The organism is Streptomyces sp. NPDC002838 (assembly GCF_040295365.1).
GTDB lineage: Bacteria > Actinomycetota > Actinomycetes > Streptomycetales > Streptomycetaceae > Streptomyces.
Window position 1 is genome coordinate 62,018 of sequence record NZ_JBEOVF010000003.1, and the last position, 19,516, is coordinate 81,533.

Here is a 19,516-nt window from a genome sequence, read left to right on the forward strand (position 1 = left end):
AGCCCCGGACGGCCGCAGCCTCGTGACGGCCTTGAGCACCTCCCCGTGGAGCCTCAACGCCCCAGCGCCGCCAGCTCCTTCGCAGCCTCCGTCAGATCCTTCGCCGTATCGATGGCACGCCAATACGCCCCCTGCGGAATCGGAAACCCGGCCAGCCGCCGCTCCCGGGCAAGCCCCGGAAACGTGGTGCGCTCATGGTCTCCCCGCTCCGGCAGCAGCCCCGCGAACTCCGGCGAGAACACGTACACCCCCGCGTTGATCTCGAACGTCGACGGCGGCGACTCGATGAAGTCGGTGATCCGCCCGAACCCGTCCGTCCGCACCGCCCCCCACGGGATGCGCGGACGCGCAAGCGCGAGGGTCGCGACCGCGTCGCGCTCGGTGTGGAAGTCCGCCATGTCGCGGAGCGAGAACCGGGTCCAGATGTCGCCGTTGGTGGCGTACCAGGCGCGGTCCGGGTGGGGGAGACGGGCGGCGGCGTACTTGAGGCCGCCGCCGCGGCCCAGCGGCTCCGTCTCGACGACGGTCGTGACGTTCACCGGCAGATCGGCGGTCTCCAGCCACTTCTGCAGGACCTCGGCGAGGTGGCCACAGCTGACCACCACATCCGTCACGCCCTCCTCCGCGAGCCAGACAAGCTGATGGCCGATGATCGGAGTCCCTGTCCCGGGGATCTCGACCATCGGCTTGGGCCGGTCGTCGGTGTAAGGGCGCAACCGGGAGCCCTGGCCACCGGCCAGAACCACGGCTTGAACGGGGCGGGACGCGGCGTTCGGATCGGTCATGACCGAACTGTACGTCGCGTCCCGCCTGCGGCCGGGGCCGGCAACCGTTCCTTAATCAGTCGTTTCCGTCCTGCCGTTTCCGTCCTCCCCTCCGCAGTAGTGCCCGCTCAGCCGTGCGCCGCCGCGACGCCCGACGCGAAGGCCGTGTCGCAGACCGGGCGGGCGTACGACTGCGCGCGCGTCGGGCCGTACACACGGACCGCGGCGCGGCCCAGGGCCCTGGCGATGGAGGCGCAGTGCTTCGCCAGCGACGGACGGCCGTTCACGGCTTCCTGGAGGTGCGTGAGCGCGACGCCCGGGTTCTCCTCCTGCAGTTCCGCCAGGAGTTGGTCGCGCAGCACGTCCTGCGGGGCGCGGGCGGCGGCCCGCGAGGAGGCGTCCGACGACGAGGCGTCCGCGGCGGTGAGCACCGGGCTGGAGGGGTTCCCCGACCAGTTGACCCGGGTGACCGCGAGGGTCCCGGAGAGCACCAGGACGACGGGCAGGACGAGGGCGAGGGAGCGGCCGATCCGGCGGGCGGGGCCCCGGCCGCGTCGCGTCTGTTGGTTAGTGGAGTGCTTCACGCGTGTGAGGGTAGCGTGGGGTAATGATTTGGCGACATTTAGTCACCGGTTCGGGGGATGAAGAAGTGCTCTTTTTTGGGTAGAGGGTTGACGCACACTGCTCGAAATGACGGGTCTGCCGGGGTATTTGTCGACAACGAGAAAGGCCCCGCAGCAGGCTGCGGGGCCTTTCTCGTCAACCTGGGCGAAATCACCCGGTTGTGGTGTTGTCCTGTCAGTCGGAGAGGCGCTCGCCCGTGGACGTCGAGAACACGTGGGTCTCGCCCGGACGCGGCACGACGTGCAGCGTGGCGCCCTTCTCCGGGACCGCGCGGCCGCTGACGCGGACGACCAGGTCCTTGAGCTCGTCGCCGACCTTCGCGCTGCCGTAGACGTAGCCGTCGGCGCCGAGCTCCTCGACGACGTTGACCGAGACGGCGAGACCGGCCGGGGCGTCCTCGGTCTCCTTCGACAGGGCCGACGCGGCGCCGCCGTTCTGCTCGACGATGTCGAAGTGCTCGGGACGGACGCCGACCGTGACCGTACGGTCACCCTTGTCGGAGGCGGTCTTGAGGGCCTCGCGGTTGACGGGCACCACGCTGTTGCCGAACTTCACACCGCCGTCGGTGATCGGGACCTCGACCAGGTTCATGGCCGGGGAGCCGATGAAGCCGGCGACGAAGAGGTTGGCCGGGCGGTCGTACATGTTGCGCGGCGAGTCGACCTGCTGGAGCAGACCGTCCTTGAGGACGGCGACCCGGTCGCCCATCGTCATGGCCTCGACCTGGTCGTGGGTGACGTAGACGGTGGTGATGCCCAGGCGGCGCTGCAGCGACGCGATCTGCGTACGCGTGGACACACGGAGCTTGGCGTCCAGGTTGGACAGCGGCTCGTCCATGAGGAACACCTGCGGCTCACGCACGATGGCGCGACCCATGGCGACACGCTGACGCTGACCACCGGAGAGGGCCTTCGGCTTGCGGTCCAGGTAGTCGGTCAGGTCGAGGATCTTCGCGGCCTCCTCGACCTTCTGCCGGATCTCCGCCTTGTTGACGCCGGCGATCTTGAGCGCGAAGCCCATGTTGTCGGCGACCGACATGTGCGGGTACAGCGCGTAGTTCTGGAACACCATGGCGATGTCCCGGTCCTTGGGCGGCAGGTGCGTGACGTCGCGGTCACCGATGCGGATGGCGCCGGCGTTCACGTCCTCGAGCCCCGCGAGCATGCGGAGCGAGGTGGACTTGCCGCAACCGGACGGACCGACCAGAACGAGGAACTCCCCGTCCTCGATGTCGATCTCGAGAGCGTCGACGGCGGGCTTGGTGGAACCCGGGTAGATCCGGGTCGCCTTGTCGAACGAGACAGTGGCCATGGTGAATGGGCCCCCTTCTACCGGCAGGAACGTGCCGGACGATCCGTTGTAGGAAGGTGGTGAGCCGTCCCGGACAAGGTCCGGGAAGGTTGGTGTAGTCCACACGTGCGAACTGGGTCAGGACGGTACCTGGCGTTTGCCTGGCTGTCAGTAGTCCGGGGCATGTGAACTTCACGGAAATTTTCGACAGGGGCGGTCCGCGGGGTGGGTACACTGCACGGGCACGTGTGCTTCGCGCGCGTGCAGGCCTCCTTAGCTCAGCTGGTCAGAGCGCCGCTCTTGTAAAGCGAAGGTCGTCGGTTCGAATCCGACAGGGGGCTCCAACAGCATGGACAACCCGCCGTGGGGCCCGTGAGCTCGTGTTTCGGCTACGGTCGAGGTCCCGCGGCGGCGCCGCAAGGGCGGTGAGCCTCGACGAGGACCGTCGAGGCGCCTCGCAGGGACGAGTCTCGCGCGGTCCGTTCCGGGGCGAGCTTTCCGCCGCCCCGCCGCAGGACCCTGTGTGGATATGCCCGGATTGCTCGAGGGGCTCCGGCTGACGCCCTATGGACCTACCCTCAGTAATGAGGGCGGGCGGAGGCCGGCCTGTCGACCGCTGCCCGCCTCATGGAGAGGAGGCGGACATGAAGGCGCCAATACGGCGGTCCGCGATCTTCGCCGGCGTGGCGACGTTGGTGGTGACACTCTGCGGCACGACCGGCAGCACCCAGGCGGGTGCCGGGTCCGTGGTTCCCGCCCGTGATGAGGACGGTGAGCTGAAGTTGGGCTATGTACTGCCTGAGACAGGGCAGCTCGCCTTCCTCGGCCCACCGCAGATCGAGTCCGTGAGGTTCGCGATCAAGACCATGAACGACGCGGGCGGTGTGCTGGGTCGGCCGGTGCCGACGGTGGTTTCCAGCGATGAGGCGGGTCAGGAAGCTGTCGCGGCCCAGTCTGCCGAGCGGGTCCTCGCCGCCGACGTGGATGCGATCATCGGCGCGGCGGCCTCCGGTATGTCCCTGGCGTTCATCGACCGGGTGACCGGAGCCGGCGTGGTCCAGTGCTCTGGGTCGAACACCGCACCCACCTTCACCGATTACGACGACGACGGATTCTACTTCCGCACCGCGCCGAGCGACGTGCTGCAGGGGCCGGTCCTGGCGGGCGTCGTAACCGGGGACGGCCATGACCGGGTGGCCGTGATCGGACGGGCCGATGACTACGGTCGCGGCCTGCTGGAGGCCACCAAGAAGGGGCTGGAGGACGACGGCGCGACAGTACCGGTCGCGGACACCTACGACCCGAAGGCCACGAACTTCGACCAGGTCGTGCAGAAGGTGAAGGATGCCCGGCCGGACGCGGTCGTGGTGATCGCGTTCGAAGAGGGCGTACAGATACTGCAGGCCCTGATCGAGGCCGGCCTCGGGCCCGACCAGATCGGCGTGTACGGCGCCGACGGCCTTCGCAGCGAGGAACTGCCTTCCCTCGTCGCCCCGGGCAACCCGGAACGGTTGGCCGGTATGAAGGGGACGGCTCCGTCTGCGGCGGCCAATGAGCAGTATGTGAAGGACCTCAAGGAGTTCGCACCCAATCTGAAGGAGCTGCAGTTCGCACCGCAGGTGTTCGACTGTGTGACGACCATCGGGCTCGCCGCGGAGAAGGCGGGGACGGACGATCCGGAGAAGATCGCCGATGAAATGGTCGGGATCACCAAGGACGGGGAGAAGTGCAACACGTTCGACGCGTGCAAGAAGCTGATCGCAGCCGGCAGGGACATCGACTACGACGGCGTGAGTGGTCCGCTGGAATTCAGTGATGCCGGCGAACCGAACCGGGCCACGATCGAGGTGTACGCCTACGACGACAAGGGCGTGCTGCGCACCCCCGTGCGTACCGAGGTGAGCACCGGCCAGGAGTGAGGGCGGAGCACCGACGGGAGATTCGGCGGAGGAGACTCAGCGGACGCGGGCCAGGGTGCCGAGGTAGAGCTCGATCACCTTCTCGTCGTGCAGCAGTCGCGCACCCGTCCCGGTGTATGCGTTGCGGCCCTGGTCCAGGACGTAACCCCGGTCGCAGATCTGCAGGCATCTGCGGGCGTTCTGCTCGACCATGAGCACGGCGACCCCCGCGCCGTTGATCTCCTTCACCCGGTCGAACACAAGGTCCTGATGGACCGGGGAGAGCCCCGCGGACGGCTCGTCGAGCAGCAGCAGCCGCGGCTCCATCATCAGCGCGCGGGCCATCGCGAGCATCTGCCGCTCGCCGCCGGACATCGAACCGGCCTTCTGCTTACGGCGGCTGGCCAGCACAGGGAAGAGCTCCTCCATCGCCGTGGCTCGCCGTGCGTAGTCGCCGGGCCGCAGGTAGATCCCCATCCGCAGGTTCTCCTCGACGGTCAGCGCCGGGAAGACGTTCTGCAGCTGCGGTACGTAGCCCACGCTGCGGAGCACCTGTTCGTGCGCCGGCAGATTCGTGACGTCCTCGCCGAGGAGCCGTACCGTCCCGGCGCGGATGCGCAACAGGCCGAAGATCGCCTTGATCAGGGTCGACTTGCCGGCTCCGTTGGGGCCGATCACACCGACCAGCTCACCGTCCCCCACCTCGATGCTGCACCCGCGCAGCACATCGACACCTGGCAGGTATCCGGCGACGATGTCGTCGGCCGCCAGCACCGGTACGTGGCGGGCTCGTTCGTCGGCTGCTGCGTGTCCGTCGGCGGACATGAGTCACTCCCCGTCTCCGGCGTCTTTGGTGTCCTGGGCCCGGTCGGCGGTCGTCTCGGGTTCGGTGTGCCGTTTGCCCAGATAGGCGTCCACCACGGCGGGGTTCTCGCCGATCGAGTGCGCGGGTCCCTCCGCCACCAGGCGGCCGTCGGCCATGACGGCCACCCAGTCGCTGATGCCCATCACCACGTCCATGTTGTGCTCGACGAAACACACGGTCAGTCCCTCGTCCCGCAACTCGGTGATGTGTCGCAGCAGGGACTGGGTCAGCGCGGGGTTGACGCCGGCCGTCGGTTCGTCGAGCAGGACCATGACGGGCCCGGCCATCAGCGCGCGGGCCAGTTCAAGGAGTTTTCGCTGTCCTCCGGAGAGCGTGCCGGCGTAGTCGTCGCGCACGCCTCCGAGTCCGAACCGTTCCAGCAGCTCGTCTGCCCTGTGCCCGACCTCCTGTTCCTGCCCGTGCCACAGGGGACGCAGCAGTGCGGGCAGGAGGCGCTCGCCGCGCTGGTCTGTGGCCGCGAGCATCATGTTCTCCCGTACGGTCAGCCGGGCGAGCGTCCTGGTGAGTTGGAACGTACGGACCAGGCCGTGGCGCGCCACCCGGTAGGCGGGGCGGCCGGTCAGCGGGTGTCCGTCGAACGACCACCGGCCGCCGTCGGCCCTGTCGAAGCCGCTCACGATGTTGAACAGGGTCGTCTTGCCGGCGCCGTTGGGCCCGATCAGCGCGGTGATGGCTCCGCGCTGCAGTTCCAGGTGGTCGACGCGCACGGCGGCGAGTCCGCCGAAGCTGCGGGTCACCCGGTCCATGACGAGCAGCGGGTCGGGCTTGCGTACCCCCGGCTCGGCTGCGGTCCCGGCAAGCCGGCCGGTGAGGGCCGGAGGGGCTGACGCCGGAGAGGCGGGGGAATGATCAGCGCTCACTGAGCAGCATCTCCTTCCGGCTGCCGAGGATGCCCTGCGGCCGGAACACGATCAGCAGGATCAGCGCGAGGCCGACCAGCGCGAAGCGCACCGCGCCGACCTCCGACGTGCTGATCAGCTCCGGCGATATGTAGCCGGCGTCGATGGCCTGCCGCAACGCGCTGTCGAGGAAGGTGAGTACGAACCAGAACAGGACCGAGCCGACGACCGGCCCCAGGATCCGCCCGGCGCCTCCCAGCACGAGCAGGGTGTACAGGAAGAAGGTGACGGCCGGGTCGAAGCTGTCGGGGTTCACCGACTGCACCTGGATCGCCTGCACCATGCCCGCGAGGGCTCCGATCACGCCCCCCAGCACCAGGCTCTGCATCTTGTACGCGTAGACGTTCTTGCCCAGGCTGCGGGCGGCGGTCTCGTCCTCACGGATGGAGCGGAGGACACGGCCCCACGGGCTGTGGACCAGCAGGGCGAGCAGTGTCCCGACCACAGCTACCAGTCCCCATCCGACGATCAGCACCCACAGGTCCCGGGAGTTGAACTCCACCAGCCATACGCCGTAGGTGCCGGGCGGTATCGGGCTGAGGTCGTAGAAGTCGCCCGCGAACCGCTGCAGGCCGAACACGCCCCCGGTGACCGGTTCGGCCCAGCTGGAGCGGTAGAACAGCCGGAGTGTCTCTCCGGCGGCGATGGTGGTGATCGCGAGGTAGTCGGCGCGCAGCCGCAGGGTGGGGAGGCCGAGCAGAAGGGCGAGTGCGATCGCGCAGCCGATCCCCGCCAGCAGGCCGAGCCACATGTTCCCGTCGTACGTCGCCACCGTGACCGCGAGCCCGTACCCGCCGACCAGCATGAAGCCGACCTGGCCGAAGTTGAGCAGCCCGGTGTAGCCGAAGTGCAGGTTCAGTCCCATGGCGGCGAGCGCGTAGATGGCGGCGAGGGGGCCGAGGCCGGAACGCAGGGCGTCGGAGACGATGACCGAGAAGTCCATGGCCCGCCCCCTCACCCCATGCGTTCCCGGCGGCCGAGGATGCCCTGCGGCCGGACGAGCAGGACCACGATGAGGACCAGCAGTGCCCAGGCGTACTGCAGGTCGACGGGGAACCACAGGGTGGATACCTGGGCGACGATCCCGATCACCAGGCTGCCCACCATCGCGCCGTAGGCGGAGCCAAGGCCGCCCAGGATGATCCCGGCGAACATGAGCAGCAGCAGCTTGAATCCCATGTCCCAGGTGATGATCTCCACCAGGCCGAAGAAGACGCCGCCGAGGGCGGCCAGGGCACCGGCCAGCATCCACACGACCAGCACCACCCGCTGTACGTCGATGCCCGAGGCCTCGGCGAGGTCGCGGTTGACGGAGACGGCGCGGACGGCCGTGCCGATCCGGGTCCTCCGCAGCAGCAGGGCGAGGCCGAGCAGCACCAGCACCGCGAGCAGGGTGACGGTGAGGTCCCTCGGGGTGATGCCCACCGGGCCGAACTCGACCGGGTTCTGGATGTCGTACTGGGCGAACGAAGCGGGACGTGTCCCGTAAAGCACGAGAATGATGTGGCGCAGCAGCAGCGACAGGCCGATGGTGACGATGAACAGATTGATCATCCCGGTGCCGCGTGCCCGTAGCGGGCGCCACAGGCCGCGATCCACGGCTCCGCCCAGCAGTGCCCCGGCGCCGACCGCGACGGCGGCGGCCGGGACCAGATGCCACCCCGGACCAGCTGCGGACGCGTTGAGGAAGAGCGCGAAGGTGGCGCCCATCGTCACGAACTCGCCGTGCGCGAAGTTGATCAGGTGGATGGTGCCGAAGACCAGCGAGAGCCCGACCGCCGTGATGGCGATGATCACACCGAACTGAACACCGTCGATCAGCGCCTGCAGCAGCCGCGCGGCGAATCCCCGGCCGTGCGGGACTTCCTCACCCTGTCCCCGGGCGGGGGATGCGGACACCATCACCAGTGCCAGGGCGAGTGCTGTGAGAAGAACCCGCGGACAGCGCATGATGTTTCCGGTATGCCCGGATGTCTCGGACATCCCGTGCTGCTCAGTGTAAGTGCAGCGACCAGGCCGGGCTGTCTCTCTGTGCGCATGGCCCATCGGCTGCACGGGTCGGGGCCCCGGTGTTGGGCGTGGTCAGGCGGATCCACTCACCGGTAGTCCTTCAGGCTCTGACCCACAACCCGCGCCACCTCCGCCCGCCCCAGCACCTCCGTGCTGTCGACGAACTGGTCCACCGCGCCGACCCTCGGCAGCGCGCGGATCGCCGGATCGGAGATCCGGGCGAGCAGCGCCTCGGCGAACCGTTCCGCCCGCAGCACCCGGAAGGGTCTGCTGTGGTACGCACGGGTGGCCGGGTCGACCGGGTCCGTCAGGCCGAGCTCGTTGTGCAGGCCGGCGACCGTCTCGTACGCCGTCGCAAGGTGCTGCTCGCGGGTGCGCCAGTCCGTTGCAGCGAGGGCCGCGGTGAGGGTCGGGGTGAGGCGGGCCCCTGCCGGCGTACGGGCGAAGGCGCTGCCGAGCCATTTGCCGTACGGCGGGTAGCGGCGGTCCATCAGGAGGCACAGGCGCATCAGGTCGCGGACGAGGCGGGCGGTGACGACCGCGGAGCCGAGTTCGTCGCCGACCTCGCCGCAGCGGCCGACGAAGGCCTCCTCCTGGGAGAGGCGCTGCCACTGGCAGGCGAGGACGTGCAGCCAGATCTCGCGGGGGTACCAGCGCAGGGCGGTGCGTGCGGGGGTGAGGACGTGGAGGCCGTCGTGGAAGACGGCGCCGGCGGTGGCCTCGGCGAGGAGCTGGGTGGGGGTGGCGAGCCAGTCGGCCGGGGTGAGGGGGCCGGTCGGGTCGAAGCCGAGGGTGGCGGTGAACCAGGAGGAGACGTGGGTGACCTCGACGCGGTGGTGGACGGGGCCGTCGGTGGGGCTCATGACGCGGATGTCGTTCGCCTCGCCGGTGGACGTGAAGTGGGTGGGGTAGCCGTGGAAGGTCTTCGGCAGGCGCTCGGCGAGCAGGTGTGTGATGCGGTCCGCGTGCCGGGAGCGGTCACTGGAGCGGAGGAAGAGCTGGAGGCGGGGGCCCCATTCGTGGTCCGCGGAGCGGGCGGTGTCGAAGCCGAGGACCTCGGAGCCGCTGCCGATGCGTGCGGCGGAGTGGGGGATGCCGGGGGCGGCCTCCTCCAGTAAGGGGCGCACGGCTTCGGAGTAGAAGCGACGGGAGAGTTCCAGGCCGGGGACGAAGGTCGGCATGTAAGTGACGCTCCTGCCTGCAGTCGTGTCCGTTGTTCAGTGATTGATCATGTGCGATGCCTTCACGAGCGCTTCGTCGGTGAGCCGGTACACCGTCCACTCTTCCTGGGGACGGGCGCCGATGGACTCGTAGAAGGCGATCGTCGGGGCGTTCCAGTTCAGGACGGACCACTCCAGGCGGGCGTAGCCGCGGTCGACGCAGATGCGGGCCAGTTCGGACAGGAGGGCCTTGCCGTGGCCGCTGCCCCGGGCGGTGGGGCGGACGTAGAGGTCCTCCAGGTAGATGCCGTGGACTCCGCGCCAGGTGGAGAAGTTGAGGAACCAGATCGCGTAGCCGACCACCTCGCCGGTCGTGTCGTCGGCGGCGAGGTGGGCGTAGGCGGCCGGGCGTTCGCCGAAGAGGGCCTCATGGAGCTGGTCCTCGGTGGCCTTCGCCGCCTCCAACGCCTTCTCGTACTCGGCGAGTTCGCGGATGAGGGTGTGGAGGGCGGGGATGTCGGCGGGGGTCGCGGGACGGATCATGGTGGCTAGCTCCGGTGGGTGCGCAGGCGGCGGGCGATGTCCAGTTGTTCCGCCTCCAGGGGGCGGCCGTCCTCGATCTCCCACAGGCAGTTCTGCAGGACGCGTCCGAGGGTCCAGGCGCGGGCGCGTGCCCGGTCCAGCGCGAGGACGTCGGTCATGGCGTCGAAACGCCAGAGGGCCTCGTCGGGGTCGTAGCGGTTGTCGAGGGCGGGGAGCAGGTCGAAACCCGGGTCGCCGGCGAGGGGTTTGGGGTCGATGGCGAGCCAGGGGGCGCGGTCGGAGGCGAGGACGTTCTCGTAGTGGAGGTCCCAGTGCAGCAGGCGGTCGCCGGGTTCGGCGACGACCTCGCGTACGGCGGCCGCGCAGTCGGCGACGAGGCGGCGGGCTTCCGGGTCCGCGATGTGCTCCAGCGCCCACGGGGTCCGGTCGAGCATGGCCTGCGCGATGTCGCCGAGGCGGCGCATGCCGGGCGGGGCCGGGGCCGCGGTGAGGTGGGTCAGCAGGCGGGCGATGACCAGGACGGCCTCGCGGGTGTCGGGCACGTGGGACAGCATGCGGGCCGGGTCGAGGCGTTCCAGGAGCATGGTGCCGGTGGCCTCGTCGCGGTCGAGGAGGCGGACCGACCCGTCGCCGTTCCAGACGCGCAGGGCGACGGGTTCGCCGACGCTCTCCTCGTCCAGGAGTTGCAGCTTGAGGACGGCGGGGGTGCCGTCCGCGCGGACGACGGGCAGGACCAGGGCGGTGACTCCGTGCATGGAGCCCCCGTCGACGGTCAGTTCCCAGCGGTCCAGGAACTCCGCCGCCAGCTCCGGCAGTCCGGCGATGAAGGCCCGGCCTGCCTCGCCGTTGTACTTCGCCTGTGCGGCCGCCAGTTCCTCCGGAATGTCGATCACGTGGCGGACCTTACCGGCGTGTGGGCATCGCCTCATGTGATTAATCGGGCTGTCTTGAGGCACCAGTGGAACCGGCCGGGATCCTCGGCGGGTGTGCCGATCTTCGGCAAGGGGTTCAAGGGCGGCAAGGTCCTGCTGAAGGGCCTAGGTGTGCTGTTCGGAATGTGCAGGCGATGCCGCGTCGGCGCAGGTGGGCGCGGTTGGCGCGGGAGCTGCAGGCCTTGTCGGCCCGGACCTTGTCGGGCCGTGTGCGGGGCCCGGCCTGCGCCGATGCGCGGGACGTTGATGCCGTCCAGGACGTTCTGGCTCTGTTCACAAGCCAGGTGAGTCTTGGTGGTCAGCCCGCCGCGGGAGCGTTCCAGCGCGTGGTCGTCCGGTTCTGCCGAGAGTCAGGGCGCACCGACCCGCACCCGCCACCTGATCCCGTCGATGAGCTGCCGTTTCGTCCACGCCGACGGCCGACCCGACCGCGTGGGCACCGGCAACAGCGGCTCCAGCCGCGCCCACTGCTCATCGGGCAGGTCCAGCCGCCTCGCCACCGCCGGGGTGGCCACGAGGTCTCTGGTGTTCAGGTTCTTCTTGGTCGATGAACCCGCTACCGGAGACCTCACTTGCTTCACGATCAGGACACGCCCGTCACACCGGACTTCGAGGCAGACCCTGGGTACCTGGTGCCGAGGCGGGACCGATGAGCATCAGAGTGGGTTGAGGCGGGCCTTGAGCAGGCAGAACTCATTGCCTTCGGGGTCGGTCAGGACATGCCACTGCTCCTCCCCTGTCTGGCCGATGTTGGCCGGGCGCGCACCGAGCTTCAGAAGGCGTTCGAGCTCGGCGTCCTGATCGCGGTCGGTGGCGTTGACGTCGATGTGCAGCCGGGATTTCCCCTTCTCCGGCTCATCCCTGTAACTGAGGATGATCGTCGGCTGCGGGCCGCCGAACCCTTCGCGCGGCCCGATCTCCAGCGTGCCGTCGTCCTCGCGATCGAGCACGACGAAGTCCAGGACCTCGCACCAGAACCGCGCCAGCAACTCAGGGTCGCGGCAACCGAGCACGAGCTCACTGATACGACATGCCATAACGAAACCTGCTCTCAGCCTGGGAACTGCCGGGGAGGCCACACGCGAACCTCATGGGCTCCCAGCAGTGAAAAACAACCCCGCGACCGTAGCGGACGAGGCGAGCACGGGCGAGATGATTTCAGGGCCGACCCTGTCCGGGCAGCCGGGCAATGGCCGTTGGCCATGCAGTAGGGAAGCCGACCTTGAGACACGACCTGGCACATCACGCGGAGAAGCAGGCGTCACGCTGCGCCGAGGGAGCCCGGTCGTAGTGACGAAGCCGATGTGCGACAACTGTTTCCAAGGATTCACGGACCCCGCTCGTGACACCGGACAGTCGCAATGGGTTCTCGACTCCGGTGGCCTGCCTGGGCGGGTGGTGGAGGCCCGGGTCCGGTGTGTGACCGGTTCAGGGCTCCAGGACCACCTTCCCCGTCGTCCCGCGCGTCTCCAGCGCCCGGTGGGCGGTGGCTGTCTCGGCGAGCGGGAAGCGTTGTACGGCGGGGGTGAGGCGGCCCGCGGCGGCTTCGGTGAGGGCGCGGAGTTCCAGGGTGCGTACGGGGTTGGGGCCTCCCGCCTTCTGCGTCATCACGGGGCCGAGGACCTGCTCCGAGACGCCGTCTACGAGGTAGGGCTTGCCGTCGTGCAGGCCCTCGCCGGACCAGCCGAAGACGATGTGCTTGCCGCCGGGGCCGAGCAGGGCGGTGGTCTCGCGGGCGACCTCGCCGCCGACGCCGTCGAAGACGACGGTGGCGGTGCGTCCGCCCAGGTAGGCGCGGCTTTTGTCCGGCCAGGCCGGGTCCTTGTAGTCGACGGCGAGGTCGGCGCCGTTGGCCTGCACCTGGGCGACCTTGTCCGGGCCGCCGGCGAGGCCGATGACGGTGGCGCCGGCGTTCTTGGCGTACTGCACCAGGAGGGTGCCGATGCCGCCGGCGGCGGCCGGGATCACGGCCACGGAGTCGGGGCCGAGCTCGGCGAACTGCAGGATCCCCATCGTCGTACGGCCCGTGCCGATCATGGCGACGGCCTGGGCGGCGTCCAGGTTCGCCGGGATCTCGTGGACGCGTTCGACGTCGGTGACGGCGAGTTCGGCGTAGCCTCCGGGGGCGAACCCGAGGTGGGCGACCACACGCTTGCCGAGCCACAGGTCTGCGACGCCCTCGCCGAGGGACTCGACGGTGCCCGCGACCTCGCGTCCGGGGATGGTGGGCAGGGTCGGCGGCTCGGGCAGGGGGCCCTGCATGCCCTCGCGCAGGGCGGTGTCCAGGAGGTGGACGCCGGCGGCTGCCACGGCGATACGGATCTGGCCGGCGCCCGGCACCGGGTCCTCGACCTGCTCGTAGGTGAGGTTCTCGGCCGGGCCGAAGGCGTGCAGGCGGATGGCGTGCATATGGGCTCCCCCATGTGAGGCCTGTGCTGGGAACCCACTCTTCAACCTCAAGCATGCTTGAGGTCAAGGGTGTTCCGGCCCAGTGCCAGCGACACCGCGGTGAGGGCGCTGTTGAAGGAGACCTCGGACAGGACGCCGGGGGCGGCGACCTGGTCGCCCGCGAGGTAGACGCCGTCGCCGCGGTCGATGGCGGGCCGGTCGCGCCAGCTGGTGCCGGGCGGGTCGACGGCGCCCGTACGGCCGCTCGCGACGGCCTCGCGCCGCCAGGTGACGCGTGCGCGCCAGCCGTCGAAGGCGAGGTCGAGGAGCTGCTCGGCGCGGGCGATGCCGTCGGCCTTCGTCTCGTGCGGGGCGATGGGGATCTGTCCCTGGATGAGCTGCTCGCCCGTGGGGGCGAGGGACCGGTCCTGGGCCGTGAAGCGCTCGATCCATCCGGGGGAGTCGAGGTCGGAGACGGCGAAGGCGTCCCCGCGCCGGGTCCGCACGGCGAGATCGATGAGTGCCGTACGACCGCTCGTCCAGGTCAGCGAGTCGTCGCCGAGGAGGCGGCGGGCGGCTTCGAGGGAGGTGGCGACGACGGCGGGCGTGTCCGTCGGCACGGTGTCGACGCGGGACAGCGTCTCCATACGGACGCCGAGATTCCACGCTCGTGCGGCCATCCGGTCGATGACGCTGCCCCAGCCGCCGCGCGGGTAGTGGGCCTCGGGCGGGAGCTTGGTGGCGCGGCGCAGGCGCTCCTGCACGAAGGCGGCGGACAGGGCGCCGGGGTCGTGGTGGAACAGGGCGACGGCGGAGTAGTGGGCGGCGGCGCGGGCGCCCTCCTCGCCGGCCTGCTCGGTCGCCCAGGTCAGGAAGTCGACGTCGACGGGTGCCTGGCGGGCGCCGGGGCGCAGCAGCTTCAGCATGGCGAAGGGCGGGGTGCGGCGCAGCACGCCGTTGTGGCGCAGCCGCAGTCGGGCGGCTTCCAGGGGCGGGATGGGTGCGAGCGGCCCGATCAGATCACGCTGCTTGAGCCAGGACCAGTGCGGGCCGCCGTTGTAGAGGGCGTGCGGTCCCTCGTTCGTCTTGTACGGCCCCTCGGCGGTCCGGGCGCGTCCGCCGAGGGTGTGGTGGGCTTCGTACACGGTGACCTTGGCGCCCGCCTCGGCGGCGGTGATGGCCGCGGTCAGGCCGGCGAAGCCGCCGCCGATGACGGTGATGCGGTGCATGGCTGGGGGTCTCCCTCGGGTTGGGGTCGCCTTTCGGTGAATACGACTGATTGAGGGGGCCGGAATGTGACATGGGGACTGTTTTCGCAGGTCGGGGGTGTTGTCAGTGGTGGGGTGCAGCATGGGGGCATGGTGAGGCGAGGGACGGGTGCGAGCGGCGGGCGACGGGGAGCGGTGCGGGGAGCGCGGCGGCCGGAGGTGCGGCTGCCGGCGCTGGAGCCGTACGGCGGCGGGGAGTTGGCGCCGGACGGGGACTATGACGGGCTGGAGTTCCGGGAGGCGGACTTCGCCGGGCAGGACGGGAAGGGTGCCCGTTTCATGGACTGCGCGTTGACGGGGTGCGCGCTGGACGAGACGCGGCTGTCCCACGCCCGCTTCCTGGACTCGGTCCTCACCGGCATACGGGGTGTGGGCACCGACCTCGCCGAGGCGACCCTGCGCGACGTCGAGCTGGTCGACGCCCGCCTGGGCGGGGTGCAGCTGCACGGAGCCGTACTGGAACGGGTCGTGATCCGCGGCGGCAAGATCGACTATCTGAACCTGCGATCGGCCCGCCTCAAGGACGTCGTCTTCGAGGGCTGCGTCCTGGTGGAGCCGGACTTCGGGGGTGGCCGGCTGGAGCGGGTGGAGTTCGTGGACTGCGACCTGAAGGGGGCGGACCTGAGCGGCGTGACGCTCGTGGATGTGGACCTGCGCGGGGCCGCTTCGCTGGAGATCGCCCGGGGAGTGGACCGGCTGAGGGGCGCGGTGATCAGCTCGTCCCAACTGCTGGACCTGGCACCGGTGTTGGCGGCGGAGATGGGGATCCGGGTGGAGGGCTGAGGGAGGGCATGGTGGGGGCGCCTCACGCCCCGCGCACTCACCGCACCCGCGGATACCGCGCCTGCAAGGTCCAGATCGCCGGGTTCTCGCCCAGGTCGTCGTGCAGGTCGACCAGGTCGGCGATCAGGTCGTGCAGGAAGTCCCGGGCCTCTCTGCGCAGTTCCGCGTGGGAGAAGGTGAGCGGAGGTTCCTCGGCCGGCATCCAGTCGGACTCGATGTCCACCCAGCCGAAGCGGCGTTCGAAGAGGAGGCGGTCGGTGGACTCGGTGAAGTCCAGTTCCGCGCGTTGCGGGCGGGACGCCCGGGAGCCGGCCGGATCCTGGTCGAGACGCTCCACGATGTCGCACAGCGCCCACGCGAAGTCGAGCACCGGCACCCATCCCCAGGCTGTGGACAACTCCCGGTCCGCCGCCGTGTCGGCGAGGTAGACGTCCCCGCAGAACAGGTCGTGGCGGAGGGTGTGGACGTCCGCCTGGCGGTAGTCCGTCTGCGGGGGGTCCGGGAAGCGGTTGGAGAGGGCGTAGCCGATGTCGAGCACGTAGGTGATGGTGTCACGGGCGTCCTCATAGGATCACTGACGTGTCCCGATCCGCCCCCGTTGCCCCGACCTGCGCTTCCGTCCTGCTCGCCCTCGCCCTGACGGCGTGCACCGGCGGCGTCCAGGGCACCCCGGGCGGCTCCGGCGTGGGCGACCCGTACTTCCCCAAGGCGGGCAACGGCGGCTACGACGTCACGCACTACGACCTGGACCTCGCCTACGCCCCCGACACCCACCGCCTCACCGGCACCACCACACTCACCGTCCGCGCCACCCAGGACCTCTCCGCCTTCGACCTCGACCTCCAGGGCATGGACGTCGGCAAGGTCACCGTGGACGGTGAGGCCGCCCGCTGGAACCGAGCCGGGCAGGAGCTGACGGTCCGCCCGGCCGAGGACCTCGGCGAGGGCGAGACGTTCCGCGTGGCCGTCCGCTACTCCGGTGTCCCCGAGACGATCACCGACCCGGACGGCTCGGAGGAGGGCTGGCTGCCGACGGAGGACGACGGCGTGCTCGCGCTCGGTGAGCCGACGGGGTCCATGGCCTGGTTCCCCGGCAATCACCATCCGTCCGACAAGGCGTCGTACGACATCGCGGTGACTGTGCCGGAGGGCCTGGAGGCCGTCTCCAACGGGGAGTTGACGGACGAGCGGAGCCAGGGAGGCCGTACGACCTTCACCTGGCACACCGGCGAGCCCATGGCGAGCTACGTCGCCACGCTCGCCATCGGCGACTACGACATCCGCCGCTCCACCACCCCGGACGGCCTGCCCGTGTACGTCGCCGTCGACCCCACCCGCGCCGAGGCGAGCCGCAAGGTGCTGGCGCGGATCCCGGAGATCCTGGCGTGGGCCGAGGACGCCTTCGGCCCGTACCCCTTCTCCTCCACCGGAGCGATCGTCGATCGCGACGGCGACACCGGTTACGCCCTGGAGACCCAGAACCGCCCCTTCTTCCCCGGCGTGCCCGACACCGCGCTCCTCGTCCATGAACTCGCCCACCAGTGGTACGGCAACTCCGTCACGCCGAAGACCTGGCAGGACATGTGGCTCAACGAGGGCTTCGCGACGTACGCGGAGTGGCTGTGGGCGGAGGACCACGGCGGCGACAGCGCCCAGGAGACCTTCGACGCGCTCTACGGCCACGGCGAGGACACCTACGAGGATCTGTGGACCTTCCCACCCGCCGAGCCGCCCGGCGCCGACCACATCTCCGACAGCCCGGTCTATCAGCGCGGCGCGATGGTCCTGCACAAGATCCGCCGGACCGTCGGCGACGCCACCTTCTACGACATCCTCCGGGGCTGGGCAGCCGCCCACCGCCACGGCAACGCGGACACCGCCGACTTCACGGCATACGTGGAGGAGAGGGCGCCGGGTGAGGACTTCAGCGGGGTCTGGGAGGAGTGGTTGTACGGGGAGGGGAAGCCGGGGCGGCCGTGACGATCGGCCCGGCCTTCACCGCCGTAGGACGTCAGTTGACGCTGCCGGCCACCGCAGGCAGTGGTCATGCTCGTCATCGGGGGTCCTGGGGTGGATCGGGCAGGGCCAGGCACAGCGCGTCCAGGGCCGCCGCGAAGGCGTGTTCCGGTGGGGTGCCGTAGCCGATGACCAGGCCGTCGCGCGGGGGCATCGTGCTGTCCGGATGGCGGTAGGGGCGCAGGCCGTCGAGGGCCAGCCCCTGCCGCCGGGCCGCGCGCAGGGCCGCGTCCTCGGTGTTCTCCGGCAGTTCGAGGACGGCGTGCAGGCCTGCCGCGATGCCCCTGACGCTGATGTGCGGGGCGCGCTCGGCGAGCGTGCTCACCAGCAGGTCGCGGCGGCGCCGGTAGCGCTGCCGCATCCGGCGCAGATGCTGGTCGTAGGAGCCGCCGGCGATGAAGTCGGCGAGGGTGAGCTGGTCGCTGACGCCCGACCACATCTCCCGGGCCCCCTTGGCGGCGAGCACGTCGTCGACGAGCCATCCCGGCAGCACCATCCACCCCAGCCGCAGCGCCGGTGACAGACTCTTGCTGGTCGAGCCGATATAGACGACCCGGTCGGGATCGAGGCCCTGCACCGCGCCGACCGGCTGCCGGTCGTAGCGGAACTCGCCGTCGTAGTCGTCCTCCACGAGCAGCCCGCCCTGGGAACGGGCCCAGTCGATGACGGCCGCCCGGCGTTCCGGGTGCAGCGGTCCGCCGGTGGGGAACTGGTGCGCGGGGGTGAGCAGAACGGCCTTCGCACCGGTGTCCGGCACCTCGTCGATCCGCGCCCCGTGGGAGTCGACCGTCAACGGGGCGGTCGGCAGGCCCATTTCGCCGAGGATGCCCCGGTGGAAGTGCAGCCCGTACGACTCCACCGCGACCGGCCCCCGCAACACGCTGCCCAGCAGCCGCAGTCCGTGGGCGAATCCGGAGCAGATCACGATCCGGTCGGGCTCGGTGCGCACGCCCCTGGCGCGTGCCACGTACTCGGCCAGGGCCTCGCGCAGTTCGGGCCTGCCACGTGGATCGCCCACGCCGAAGGCGTCGTTGGGGGCCGCGGCCAGGGCCCGGCGGGCGGAGCTGAGCCAGGCCGCGCGCGGGAAGGCCGACGCGTCGGGCGAACTGGGCATCAGATCGTGCAGGACGCGGCGCCGGGTCTGCCGCTGAGGACGGCGCGCATGATCCGGCTGGAGCGGCGCGGTACGCCGGGCGACCCGGGTGCCGGACCCCTGTCGGGCGGTGAGCCAGCCTTCCTCGACGAGCTCGGCGTACGCGTCGGCGACGGTGTTGCGGGCGATGCCCAGGTCGACCGCGAGGCTCCGGTACGGCGGCAGCCGGGTGCCGGGGGCCAGCCGGCCGGACCGGATGGCCTCCCGCAGGGCGTGCATGAGCCGGCCCCGCAGGCTTCCCTTCCCGGAAAGCTCCAGGTGGAGGTCGGTTCCCGCGGCCTGATCCGGCAGGGTTCCGGTGTCCTGGGACTGCTGATTGACCCATGTTTCCGCCATGGAAATGCACCATAGCTTGGGTCGTCTCCGCTCTTAGGGTCATGGCATGACAACGTTTCAGGTGCCTCAGCGCATGAACTTCTCGACCGTCGCCCCCAAGGTCTTCAAGGCCGTCCTGGCCCTCGACGCCGCCGCCCGTGACGGCATCGACCCCGTTCTGCTGGAGCTGGTGCAGATCCGCGCCTCCCAGATCAACCGGTGCGCGTACTGCATCGACTACCACACCTCCGACGCCCGCAGGGCCGGGGAGGCGGAAGAGCGCATCTACCAGCTCTCCGCCTGGGAGGAGTCGAGCCTGTACACCGAGCAGGAGCGGGCCGCCCTGGCGCTCACCGAGGCCGTCACCCGGCTGCCCGAGGGCGTGCCGGACGAGGTCTACGACGAGGCCGCCCAGCACTTCGGCGAGAAGGAACTCGCCCAGCTCATCGCTCTGATCTTCACCGTCAACGCGTGGAACCGCATGAACGTCACCACGCGCAAGACTCCCGGCACGGTGTGACGGACAGCTCGACTCATGGGCGGTGGCTCACCCCTCGGCCACGGAAAAGCACGTCCCCCGGGCCACC

20 protein-coding genes and 1 tRNA gene are annotated in these 19,516 nt (G+C 70.2%); 5 read left to right on the forward strand and 16 right to left on the reverse strand.

Annotation, left to right across the window (positions count from 1 at the left end):
- Positions 1-53: 53 nt before the first annotated feature.
- The 3 genes from ABT063_RS05175 to ABT063_RS05185 all read right to left on the reverse strand — a co-directional run bounded on the left by ABT063_RS05175 (position 54) and on the right by ABT063_RS05185 (position 2,699).
- Positions 54-785 carry a nucleotidyltransferase family protein gene (locus ABT063_RS05175; RefSeq protein WP_351055782.1) on the reverse strand — a complete coding sequence of 244 codons (732 nt, stop codon included), beginning with the start codon at positions 783-785 and terminating at the stop codon, positions 54-56.
- Positions 786-892: 107 nt separating this feature from the next.
- Positions 893-1,348, reverse strand: coding sequence for a hypothetical protein (locus ABT063_RS05180; RefSeq protein ID WP_351055783.1), 456 nt, complete (start codon positions 1,346-1,348; stop codon positions 893-895).
- A 214-nt stretch (positions 1,349-1,562) separates the two neighbouring features.
- Positions 1,563-2,699, reverse strand: coding sequence for an ABC transporter ATP-binding protein (locus tag ABT063_RS05185; protein WP_351055784.1), 1,137 nt, complete (start codon positions 2,697-2,699; stop codon positions 1,563-1,565).
- 246 nt (positions 2,700-2,945) lie between these two features.
- Between ABT063_RS05185 and ABT063_RS05190 the strand changes: the two genes are divergently transcribed.
- Both ABT063_RS05190 and ABT063_RS05195 read left to right on the forward strand, forming a co-directional pair.
- Positions 2,946-3,022, forward strand: a tRNA-Thr gene (locus ABT063_RS05190).
- A gap of 300 nt (positions 3,023-3,322) precedes the next feature.
- Positions 3,323-4,597: an ABC transporter substrate-binding protein gene (locus tag ABT063_RS05195; RefSeq protein ID WP_351055785.1), complete on the forward strand. Its 1,275-nt coding sequence runs from the start codon at positions 3,323-3,325 to the stop codon at positions 4,595-4,597.
- 36 nt (positions 4,598-4,633) lie between these two features.
- Here ABT063_RS05195 and ABT063_RS05200 read toward each other — a convergent pair whose 3' ends face one another.
- From ABT063_RS05200 to ABT063_RS05255, 11 genes are all read right to left on the reverse strand, one after another.
- The gene (locus ABT063_RS05200; RefSeq protein WP_351055786.1) at positions 4,634-5,401 is read right to left on the reverse strand and encodes an ABC transporter ATP-binding protein; all 768 of its coding nucleotides are present in this window, start codon (positions 5,399-5,401) and stop codon (positions 4,634-4,636) included.
- 3 nt (positions 5,402-5,404) lie between these two features.
- Positions 5,405-6,322, reverse strand: coding sequence for an ABC transporter ATP-binding protein (locus ABT063_RS05205; RefSeq protein ID WP_351055787.1), 918 nt, complete (start codon positions 6,320-6,322; stop codon positions 5,405-5,407).
- Entirely contained in the window at positions 6,312-7,304 is a 993-nt protein-coding gene (locus ABT063_RS05210; protein WP_351055788.1) for a branched-chain amino acid ABC transporter permease, read from the reverse strand. Before ABT063_RS05210 ends, ABT063_RS05205 begins: the two co-directional genes overlap by 11 nt.
- An 11-nt stretch (positions 7,305-7,315) precedes the next feature.
- A complete protein-coding gene (locus ABT063_RS05215; protein ID WP_351055789.1) occupies positions 7,316-8,344 on the reverse strand; it encodes a branched-chain amino acid ABC transporter permease in 1,029 nt (342 codons plus the stop codon).
- A gap of 113 nt (positions 8,345-8,457) precedes the next feature.
- The gene (locus tag ABT063_RS05220) at positions 8,458-9,552 is read right to left on the reverse strand and encodes a DUF4037 domain-containing protein (protein ID WP_351055790.1); all 1,095 of its coding nucleotides are present in this window, start codon (positions 9,550-9,552) and stop codon (positions 8,458-8,460) included.
- Between the two features lie 36 nt (positions 9,553-9,588).
- The gene (locus tag ABT063_RS05225) at positions 9,589-10,074 is read right to left on the reverse strand and encodes a GNAT family N-acetyltransferase (RefSeq protein ID WP_351055791.1); all 486 of its coding nucleotides are present in this window, start codon (positions 10,072-10,074) and stop codon (positions 9,589-9,591) included.
- Between the two features lie 5 nt (positions 10,075-10,079).
- Positions 10,080-11,003, reverse strand: coding sequence for an aminoglycoside phosphotransferase family protein (locus tag ABT063_RS05230; protein WP_502990752.1), 924 nt, complete (start codon positions 11,001-11,003; stop codon positions 10,080-10,082).
- 353 nt (positions 11,004-11,356) lie between these two features.
- Positions 11,357-11,578 (reverse strand): transposase, encoded by a 222-nt coding sequence (locus ABT063_RS05240; RefSeq protein WP_351055793.1) that lies wholly within the window; start codon positions 11,576-11,578, stop codon positions 11,357-11,359.
- 84 nt (positions 11,579-11,662) lie between these two features.
- A complete protein-coding gene (locus tag ABT063_RS05245; protein ID WP_351056138.1) occupies positions 11,663-12,043 on the reverse strand; it encodes a VOC family protein in 381 nt (126 codons plus the stop codon).
- Positions 12,044-12,434: 391 nt separating this feature from the next.
- On the reverse strand, positions 12,435-13,415 hold the full coding sequence (locus ABT063_RS05250) for a zinc-binding dehydrogenase (protein ID WP_351055794.1): 981 nt from the start codon (positions 13,413-13,415) through the stop codon (positions 12,435-12,437).
- A 47-nt stretch (positions 13,416-13,462) separates the two neighbouring features.
- The gene (locus ABT063_RS05255) at positions 13,463-14,623 is read right to left on the reverse strand and encodes an NAD(P)-binding protein (RefSeq protein ID WP_351055795.1); all 1,161 of its coding nucleotides are present in this window, start codon (positions 14,621-14,623) and stop codon (positions 13,463-13,465) included.
- A gap of 129 nt (positions 14,624-14,752) precedes the next feature.
- Here ABT063_RS05255 and ABT063_RS05260 point away from each other — a divergent pair, with 129 nt between their 5' ends.
- Positions 14,753-15,445, forward strand: coding sequence for a pentapeptide repeat-containing protein (locus ABT063_RS05260; RefSeq protein WP_351055797.1), 693 nt, complete (start codon positions 14,753-14,755; stop codon positions 15,443-15,445).
- A 37-nt stretch (positions 15,446-15,482) separates the two neighbouring features.
- Here the strand turns inward: ABT063_RS05260 and ABT063_RS05265 are convergent, their stop codons facing one another.
- On the reverse strand, positions 15,483-15,983 hold the full coding sequence (locus ABT063_RS05265) for a hypothetical protein (protein WP_351055798.1): 501 nt from the start codon (positions 15,981-15,983) through the stop codon (positions 15,483-15,485).
- A 41-nt stretch (positions 15,984-16,024) separates the two neighbouring features.
- On the opposite strand from ABT063_RS05265, the gene ABT063_RS05270 reads away from it, so the two are divergent.
- Complete coding sequence (locus ABT063_RS05270) at positions 16,025-17,425, forward strand: M1 family metallopeptidase (RefSeq protein ID WP_351055799.1); 1,401 nt, start codon at positions 16,025-16,027, stop codon at positions 17,423-17,425.
- A gap of 73 nt (positions 17,426-17,498) precedes the next feature.
- On the opposite strand, the gene pdxR is transcribed toward ABT063_RS05270, so the two are convergent.
- Positions 17,499-18,950: a MocR-like pyridoxine biosynthesis transcription factor PdxR gene (gene pdxR, locus ABT063_RS05275; protein WP_351055800.1), complete on the reverse strand. Its 1,452-nt coding sequence runs from the start codon at positions 18,948-18,950 to the stop codon at positions 17,499-17,501.
- A 46-nt stretch (positions 18,951-18,996) separates the two neighbouring features.
- Here pdxR and ABT063_RS05280 point away from each other — a divergent pair, with 46 nt between their 5' ends.
- Positions 18,997-19,449 carry a carboxymuconolactone decarboxylase family protein gene (locus tag ABT063_RS05280; protein ID WP_351055801.1) on the forward strand — a complete coding sequence of 151 codons (453 nt, stop codon included), beginning with the start codon at positions 18,997-18,999 and terminating at the stop codon, positions 19,447-19,449.
- Positions 19,450-19,516 lie beyond the last annotated feature (67 nt).